Origin of the sequence: Nocardia jiangsuensis, from assembly GCF_042650385.1 — a bacterium.
In the GTDB taxonomy this organism is placed as follows: domain Bacteria; phylum Actinomycetota; class Actinomycetes; order Mycobacteriales; family Mycobacteriaceae; genus Nocardia; species Nocardia jiangsuensis.
This window is the reverse complement of sequence record NZ_JBHSAX010000039.1, coordinates 1-1,066: the sequence shown is the minus strand read 5'-3', so window position 1 is coordinate 1,066 and position 1,066 is coordinate 1. Positions and strand designations below refer to the sequence as shown.

Annotated in this window: 1 protein-coding gene; it reads left to right on the top strand. The window is 64.3% G+C overall.

The window, feature by feature from the left end:
* Positions 1–1,066, top strand: a 1,066-nt coding sequence (locus tag ACFO0B_RS31515) for an alkane 1-monooxygenase (protein WP_378617403.1), incomplete at both ends; no start/stop codon positions are given.

Sequence of the window (1,066 nt, the reverse complement as noted above, 5' to 3'; positions counted from 1 at the left end):
CGGCACCTGTGGGTTCTGGGGTTGATCGCGCCCGCGTCGGCGCTGTTGCCGTCGCAGCTGGTGTTGCAGACGGGGTCGGCGGTGTTCTGGTGGGTCGGTCCGTTCATCGTGTTGGTGGCGATTCCGGTGTTGGATTGGCTGGTCGGGGAAGATGGGTCCAATCCTCGTGATGAGGATTACGAGCGGCTCTCGGCGGATCGGTATTACCGGTGGTGCACGTATCTGTTCCTGCCGATCCAGTTGGTGGGGTTGTTGATCGCCTGCTGGATGTGGGCCGGTTCCGAGTTGAGTGTGCTGGACAAGTTCGGGCTCGCTACGACGCTGGGGTTGGTGTCGGGGATCGGGATCAACGCGGCGCACGAGCTGGGGCATCGGGTCGAGCGTCTGGAGCGGTGGCTGGCCAAGATCGCGCTGGCGCAGTCGGGGTACGGGCATTTCTTCGTCGAGCACAACCGGGGTCATCATGTGCGGGTCGCGACGCCGGAGGATCCGGCCAGTGCCCGGTTGGGTGAGTCGCTGTATGCGTTCTTGCCGCGTTCGGTGTGGGGTGGGTTCCGTTCGGCGATCCGGATCGAGCGGGAGCGGTTGGCTCGCAGGGGTGTGGGCTGGTGGTCGCCGGAGAATCAGGTTGTGCAGGCGTGGGCGATGACCGTGGTGTTGTTCGGTGGTCTGGTGGTGGCGTTCGGGTTGGCGGTGTTGCCGTGGCTGTTGTTGCAGGCGGTGATTGGTGCGGCGTTGCTGGAGACGGTCAACTATGTCGAGCATTACGGGTTGTTGCGGGAGCGCAGGCCTGATGGTCGGTGGGCGCGGTGTTCGCCGCGGGATTCGTGGAACAGTGATCGTCTGGTGACGAATATTTTCCTGTTCCATCTGCAGCGGCACAGTGATCATCATGCGAATCCGGGGCGGAGGTATCAGACGTTGCGGACTTCGGAGGTGGCGCCGCAGTTGCCTGCGGGGTATGCGTCGATGATCGTGTTCGCGGCGGTGCCGCCGCTGTGGCGGCGGATCATGGATCGGCGGGTACTCGCCCACTACGGCGGTGACGTCACCAAGGCCAACCTGC